This is a genomic window from Cytophaga sp., assembly GCF_051961495.1.
In the GTDB taxonomy this organism is placed as follows: Bacteria; Bacteroidota; Bacteroidia; order Cytophagales; family Cytophagaceae; genus Cytophaga.
Window position 1 is genome coordinate 1 of sequence record NZ_JBQCDF010000024.1, and the last position, 6,854, is coordinate 6,854.

General features: G+C 39.2%; 8 protein-coding genes and 1 pseudogene. 2 read left to right on the top strand and 7 right to left on the bottom strand.

Annotated elements, in window-relative coordinates; translation table 11 throughout:
* Positions 1 to 159: 159 nt before the first annotated feature.
* From ACTHJT_RS01340 to ACTHJT_RS01370, 7 genes are all read right to left on the bottom strand, one after another.
* Complete coding sequence (locus ACTHJT_RS01340) at positions 160 to 921, bottom strand: alpha/beta hydrolase (protein WP_440235825.1); 762 nt, start codon at positions 919 to 921, stop codon at positions 160 to 162.
* A gap of 70 nt (positions 922 to 991) precedes the next feature.
* Positions 992 to 1,348 carry a VOC family protein gene (locus ACTHJT_RS01345; RefSeq protein ID WP_440235827.1) on the bottom strand — a complete coding sequence of 119 codons (357 nt, stop codon included), beginning with the start codon at positions 1,346 to 1,348 and terminating at the stop codon, positions 992 to 994.
* Positions 1,349 to 1,372: 24 nt separating this feature from the next.
* A complete protein-coding gene (locus ACTHJT_RS01350; protein WP_440235829.1) occupies positions 1,373 to 1,933 on the bottom strand; it encodes an NADPH-dependent FMN reductase in 561 nt (186 codons plus the stop codon).
* Between the two features lie 155 nt (positions 1,934 to 2,088).
* On the bottom strand, positions 2,089 to 3,066 hold the full coding sequence (locus tag ACTHJT_RS01355) for a quinone oxidoreductase family protein (protein ID WP_440235831.1): 978 nt from the start codon (positions 3,064 to 3,066) through the stop codon (positions 2,089 to 2,091).
* Between the two features lie 70 nt (positions 3,067 to 3,136).
* Entirely contained in the window at positions 3,137 to 4,006 is an 870-nt protein-coding gene (locus ACTHJT_RS01360) for a helix-turn-helix domain-containing protein (RefSeq protein WP_440235832.1), read from the bottom strand.
* Positions 4,007 to 4,089: 83 nt separating this feature from the next.
* The gene (locus tag ACTHJT_RS01365; RefSeq protein WP_440235833.1) at positions 4,090 to 4,404 is read right to left on the bottom strand and encodes an HPF/RaiA family ribosome-associated protein; all 315 of its coding nucleotides are present in this window, start codon (positions 4,402 to 4,404) and stop codon (positions 4,090 to 4,092) included.
* Between the two features lie 146 nt (positions 4,405 to 4,550).
* Entirely contained in the window at positions 4,551 to 4,697 is a 147-nt protein-coding gene (locus ACTHJT_RS01370) for a hypothetical protein (RefSeq protein ID WP_440235834.1), read from the bottom strand.
* 250 nt (positions 4,698 to 4,947) lie between these two features.
* On the opposite strand from ACTHJT_RS01370, the gene ACTHJT_RS01375 reads away from it, so the two are divergent.
* Entirely contained in the window at positions 4,948 to 5,892 is a 945-nt protein-coding gene (locus ACTHJT_RS01375) for a PKD domain-containing protein (protein WP_440235835.1), read from the top strand.
* A gap of 196 nt (positions 5,893 to 6,088) precedes the next feature.
* Positions 6,089 to 6,854, top strand: a pseudogene (locus ACTHJT_RS01380) (hypothetical protein); the annotation flags it as partial.

Below are 6,854 nucleotides of genomic sequence, written 5' to 3' on the forward strand. Positions count from 1 at the left end.
AAGAGCTGTGAGGAATGCGATGAGTAAAAAAGAATGTAGCTTCATAAAGGAAATATATGAATTATGAATTATGAATTATGAATTATGAATTATGAATTATGAATTATGAATTATGAATTATGAATTATGAATTATGAATTATATAAAAGTTATTTTTCATCAATTCCTAGCCTGTAATACCCGTGACAGCTCCTGCTGGTAAACCGGATTCAGATTCATGCCGTTGTGGTATTGAGGATCCAGCGTTACAAGCCTGTCTCCTGTTTTAAACAGTTCCTGTAATTTAAGAGACGAACCGTAATAAATAACTTCATCCTGTTTACCGTGGAAGATTAGTACCGGACAAGCGACTTTGGTTATGTACTCATCGGTGCGAAGCTTATAACGAATCATAAAGGAAGGCATCAATTTAATATATTGATGCGCCAGATCCACCATGCTGTAGTAAGGAGCCAGCAGGATCAATAAGCCGGGTTTATTGGTTGAACTCAGATGCGTAGCAGGCCCAGTGCCGATAGAATAACCGATCACTACAATTTTTTCTTCTGCATACTCGCGTTTTAATGAATCATAAACAATCTGAACATCCGAGAAGAGTTGCTTTTCACTTTCAATTTTCCCCTGGCTTTTACCATAACCTCTGTAATCAAGAATAAAAAAATCGTAGTTGTTCTTTACATACATCTTTGCCAGATCGCCCCATGAGTCAAGTGCTCCGGAGTTGCCATGCAGATAAAAGATCAACCCTTTGCTTGAATCAGCTTTAAACAGCAGGCCATTCAGTTTCGTCTTTTCATCTACCTGTATAAAACGTTCCTCAAAAGGTTGGTCAAAGGTAAAGGTATAATCTGCCGGTAAAGTCGTCGGAAAGAATAACATCTTTTCCTGACTGCAGGAAACAAACAAAGAAGCAACTCCCATTACTATGATTATAATTCGAAAATAATTCTTCCGCATAAAGGTATGAAAATGTTCTGAACGAAAATGTATTCTAATCCATCTGATGCAGGTTCCACACATTCCCGTCCGGATCGGTTATAGCAGAGAATTTTCCCCAGGGCGTAACATCAATCTCTCCTGTTGCGATTCCGTTTTTATTCAGTCGGCTAATATCCGCATCTATATCATCGGTAGCAATGGTCATACCTGTTAGGCAACCAGCCGGCATCTGTGGAAACCAATTAACCAGCGTGATACAGGTGCTACCTTCGGGAAAGCGCAGCTGGATCCATGTTTGCGTATCACTAAAGGGTGCTTCAACAACGAGCTCCAGTCCCATCTTTAAATAAAAGGCCTTGGACTTTTGCGGATCGGTTACAGGTACTGAAACAATTTCGATTGCCTTCATTCAATATTGTTTTTCATTACAGTGTCAGGCCTTCATTTTTTGTGCAGCTTCCATGCACCACAGCAATTCTTTAACAAACACATCGGCACGTTTATCGGTAGCAGCTTTATCTTTAGGGACGCCGGCCTCATTAAACGCTTCTTCTACCTTTGGTACCGGAAACATGGCAGGAACTGTCCAGGCCCGTATTTTCCAGAGTGAGAACTGCAGGGAGGTAATCACCTGGGTGCCTCCAAAAGGCCCGGCCGATACAGTGGCAATAGCTACGGGCTTGCGATGCCATTCATCATACAACAGGTCAACCACATTCTTCAATGCTGCCGGATAACCGCCGTTGTATTCCGGAGTTACGATCAATACACCATCTGCTGATTTAATCTTTTCTGCAAATGCAAGTGTTTGCGGAGTCGGATTGGTTTGAAATCTCAGCCGTTCATTAAATACCGGAAACTGATATTCGTTCAGATCCACGATCTCTGCATCAGCCAGTTTATTGTCTTCAATGTACTTTCTAAAATACAGGGCCACACGATTGCTGTTTCTGCCCAGCCTCACACTTGATGAAAGAATTACGATCTTGCTCATAGGTAATCCATTAAAAGATTTATGTTTTTTGTTGAATTCTTCCTGAACAAAAATCAGGAGAAAGTATAAATAAATGAACCTACGGGTTAAGTTCAATTTTTTTAAGAACATAGTCAACAAATCCGCAGAATAACTCCCAACATTTATTGAATAATCTATACCTGTACCCGTATAAGAATTTTACCCATCGTATGTTTCCCCTCCATTTGTATGTGTGCTTTATCAATATCTTCAAATCCATATATAGCTGAAATATGCGGCACGAGTTGTTTGTTATCAATCATTTCCACCAGTTTCTTCAGTATAGTCCTGTGCCTTCCTGTTGCGCCGGAAACATTCATAAACTCATAACTGATGCTGATATTTTTCAGCAGATTAGCATATCCTGTAGCAGCATCGAAACTCACCGGAAGAATGGTACAGATATGTCCGCCGCTACGCAAACAATCTATGGATTGAGTAAATGTATCTCCACCTACCGTATCAAGGATATAAGCCAAACCTTCTCCATTAGTAATTGTATCAATACGATCCTTTAAATTTTCAGTTTGATAATTAATAACATGATCAGCTTTCAGGATGTGCTTACAAAACTCAATAGACTCCGGCCGGCTTGCAGTTGTGATTACCTTACAATGCATATGCTTGGCCAGCTGTACCGCTATGTGCCCTACACCGCCTGCACCTGCATGGATTAATATAGTATCGTTAGACTGGATCTTAAGCTTATCATGCAAGGCTTCATACGCAGTGATACCCACCAAAGGAATGGCTGCACCTATCTTCGGATCCAGCTGTTCAACCTTTAAGCAACGGATTGCTTTTACAACAACATATTCAGCATTGGCACCAGCAAAAAACGGATCTGGAGAAGCAATGATGGTATCGCCTGTATGCAGGTCATTTACAGCATCTCCTGTATCAACGATGGTGCCGTAAACATCATAGCCCAGTGTAACCGGAAAACTTCTTCGGGAATTAGGTATGGACCGTATGCGGCAATCAAGCGGATTAACACTGGTATACTGTACATGCACCAATGCTTCATCGGATTGAGGCGTTGGAATTTCCTGCTCTATTACACGAAATACATCTGCTGCATTTCCGTTTTGAATAATAACATTTGCTTTCATCTTTTTTCCAGTAAAAATATTTCCTGAATCTGAAAACAGCGTTATTCAAACGGCAGTATTATGTATCTGATCAGTATTTTCTCAGATCAGAAGGCCGCATGCCAAATTTCCGTTTAAAGGCATTGGAAAAACTTCCTGTATTTTGATATCCGCAGGCAATCGCTACTTCCTCAATAGAATCAGTCGTTTCAAGAAGTAACGTATAAGCTTTTGAAAAATGTACATCTACCTGGTATTCAAAAACCGGTTTATGAAATTCTTCCCGGAACATCTTCTTCAATTTAAATGTATTCATACCGACTTCTTTTGCCAGTACCTCAATGGAAATATAAGTAACCGACTGATCCAGCAATTCCTTCGCTGCATAGATCTTCTCCCGGTCGCTGCCTGATTTGAGTAAGCGGTAATGGTTATAGTTGAGACTTGTTGCGGCAAAGGCATATAATTGATCAAGCATGGTCTTCTCAATAAATATGTTCGCTAAAGCCGGATGAACATCCCTGAAATGATTTGGATTTTTAAACAGGCCTGCCTGTACCGGAGACATTGGGATTTCCATGATACTGCTTTTAAATACATGCGCAGAAAACTGATTGATCTCTTCAATCATTGCTTGTGAAAAATGTAAATGAATAAGATTGTATTCTGTGTCTTCCTTCAGCTCGGAAAAGTAGGTTCCTGTATTTGTTTTGTATAATAGGACCTTACCCGCGTTAAAAGAATACATGTGTTTTTTATTCTGATAACTTTTAGAAAATCCATCAAGACATAAAACCATTTTATAAAACGATGCCTGGTAGTTTACCTGAAGTTGTAAAGATTCGCGGGTCTTAAAATGAAAAGCGTGTAAAGACGAACCTAATATACCTGCATGACTTGTTTCTTTATAATAGTGACATCCGTATGCTCCTGCTTCCGGTTCCTGTCTTTGTATCTTCATAAATATATAATATTTATACAATAAAAAACGTCCGGCTTCTTAGTTTCTAAGCGTCCGGACGTTTCGATCTTGCTCATCATTTTTTAGTAACTGCGCATTTTTTCAAATGTTCTGTCCAGTGTGCTTACTAATTTATCAATAGCACCACTTACAGATGCTTCAACGGTATCGGCGTGATGTGTAACAGCTATCGGTTTCAGTCCTTCTACACGTGCTTCCAGCATGCAGCGTTTATCATTTCCTCCGCTTTTACTGCTGTTCTCATCCGAAAGGTGTACTTCAATACGTGTAATGTTCTCACTAAAACGATCTAAAGAATCAGAGATCATGGAACTCATGTAGCTGGCAGTACGATCATTACCAGCTATGTTTTTGTCTGTGTTGAATTGAATAGTCATCGTATTGAAAATTTGGTTAATCTTATTATAAATCTATAACTGGTTTTACGAGACAAAGAAGTCTGCGGTTGTCTGTTTAGCTGGAAATTATCGACAATAATTCTTGAAGCTGAAGTAATAAAGCTTTAGGACACCCTTGTGCCTGCCTATTTTTTTATCTGTTTTACCTTCAGTTCAGGATCGCCTTTATGAGGAGGTTTTTTATTAAAATCTTCATTGGTTTTAGCTTCGTTCAGAGAACCTTTACCGGTGCTTTTTGAAGACGAGGGTCGTGTATTTGCGCGTTGAGCCATATTCCATATGTTTGGTTGATGATTAAATATGTGTCATTCCATTTAAAAATAAAAATCAAATGCGTTGAATATGTGATTTTTATAAAACTCTTCAAGAATTCTGTAATTTTTATCTTTTGTTAAATTAAAATATTAAAACTAAGCAAAGGCTTTGAATGTATTAGTTCTGACATAATCTCATCTGGCCTGATCAACTCATTAATTATCAAATTTTATTATTAAATTGATTTTTATTCAAAAACCAGATCTAATGAAAAAAAATATTTTAGCCTTACTTATTTTCACGGCAGTGTTTACAATCAGCGCCTGCAAAAAAACTTCCGATCCGGCTCCGGCAAACCAAACCGTTACAACCAAACCAGTAGCCTCAAGTACATTTACTAAAAACGGATTAACAGTAACTTTCACCAATACTTCAACCAGCGCTCCAACTTCATACAGTTGGAATTTCGGAGATGGAAGCGCAGTTTCTACCGAGATCAACCCTGTCCACACTTATGCAACCGCAGGAACCTATACAATAGTGCTTACTGTAACCAATGCTGGCGGCAGTTCCACTCAATCTCAGACAATCACCGTTGCAGAGCTTCAACCCGCAATAGCCTCCAGTACTTATACAAAAAAAGGTTTAATTGTAACATTCACGAATACATCCAGCAATTCTCCTACTTCTTACAGCTGGAATTTTGGTGACGGAACTGTGGCTTCAACGGATGTCAATCCTGTACATACTTATTCAGCTGCCGGGACCTATACCGTAACACTCACTGCCACTAACAGCGACGGCAGTAATACGCAGACTCAATCCATCACCGTAACACAACTTAATGCAAGGATCCTGGCAGTTTCATTAAGACCAAGTTCTTTTTATACTGTAACAGCAGATAAAGATGGGACAGATCCGGATTTCTATTTTACAGTCTCCGGTTCAATTGTATACACATCAGATGTTGCTTACAACATACCTTTAAGTTCGCTTCCTTATACATGGACCTTAAGTACTCCATTTGAAATTCCGGCAAGTAAATTTTCTAAAGGCCTCTTTATTCATATGCTGGAATACGACGATGCCAATAATTCAGATAATTTAGTTTCCGAAGGTTATGATCTGTCTAAATACCCTACATATCCTTCCAAGATAAGGCTTAACAATACAGCACAATGTACAGAGCTGACTGTAGAATGGTATGAATAAGAAGTAGTTTCTATAGCATAAAATAAAACAGCCTGTGGTTTAAACCACAGGCTGTTTTATTTTAATGCGTTTCGCATATCGGAAATAATATGAATTTTACCCATAAGACAAAATATTTATTTACCTTGTATGCATCCTTTAGGTATTGGCTAAGCATAGAATGAATTTTATTTTCCCCGGTCTATTAAAAGCTTTTTTGATTCTATTCGCATACGTATGCACGCTGCATATAAGCGCCGGACAGGATTCTACCCGCACAAAAAAAGACAGCATAGCACAAACGGATATTGTAGAAGTATTGTTCAAAAAACATTACGAAAAGCAAACCATTAAAATCAAAAAAAATCAAAAAGTATATTTCACCCTGTTTCCTGCTGTCGGATATACACCGGCAACAAGCCTGGCCGGCGTGCTGGCGGCAAACGTTGTTTTTTTTACCGGAGATCCTAAAACTACCTATGCATCTGTAATGGCAACCAGCGCTGCTTACACAGCCAACAAACAATTCGTATTCCCCATCCGGTCAAACATCTGGTTAAAAAATAATTCATGGAACCTGATCGGCGACTGGCGATTCATGAAATACCCGCAAAATACCTACGGGCTGGGCGGAGCAACAGAAAAAACAGATGCCAATCTGATTGATTACAGCTACATACGTTTTTACCAATCTGCCTTAAGAAATGTTTATTCCAAGCTATACATGGGCGGCGGTGTAAACTTTGATTACTTCTACAACATCAAAGAGAACTGGACCGGGTCAGAGCCGAGTGATTTTGATACTTACGGCGTTGGTACCGCATCTACATCTATTTCAGATGGCTTGAATATCCAGTGTTTATGGGACAACCGGAAAAATACCATCAACCCCGAAAAAGGCAGCTATGTAAATTTTGTGTATCGCTTCTATCCTTCCTTCATGGGTAACACTACTCCATGGGCTTCTATTTATGCTGATTTCA

Coding starts and splice junctions, on each gene's coding strand:
- ACTHJT_RS01370 (WP_440235834.1), bottom strand. CDS start 4,697: ATGGCTCAACGCGCAAATACACGACCCTCGTCTTCAAAAAGCACCGGT.
- ACTHJT_RS01375 (WP_440235835.1), top strand. CDS start 4,948: ATGAAAAAAAATATTTTAGCCTTACTTATTTTCACGGCAGTGTTTACA.
- ACTHJT_RS01360 (WP_440235832.1), bottom strand. CDS start 4,006: ATGAAGATACAAAGACAGGAACCGGAAGCAGGAGCATACGGATGTCAC.
- ACTHJT_RS01365 (WP_440235833.1), bottom strand. CDS start 4,404: ATGACTATTCAATTCAACACAGACAAAAACATAGCTGGTAATGATCGT.
- ACTHJT_RS01345 (WP_440235827.1), bottom strand. CDS start 1,348: ATGAAGGCAATCGAAATTGTTTCAGTACCTGTAACCGATCCGCAAAAG.
- ACTHJT_RS01355 (WP_440235831.1), bottom strand. CDS start 3,066: ATGAAAGCAAATGTTATTATTCAAAACGGAAATGCAGCAGATGTATTT.
- ACTHJT_RS01340 (WP_440235825.1), bottom strand. CDS start 921: ATGGGAGTTGCTTCTTTGTTTGTTTCCTGCAGTCAGGAAAAGATGTTA.
- ACTHJT_RS01350 (WP_440235829.1), bottom strand. CDS start 1,933: ATGAGCAAGATCGTAATTCTTTCATCAAGTGTGAGGCTGGGCAGAAAC.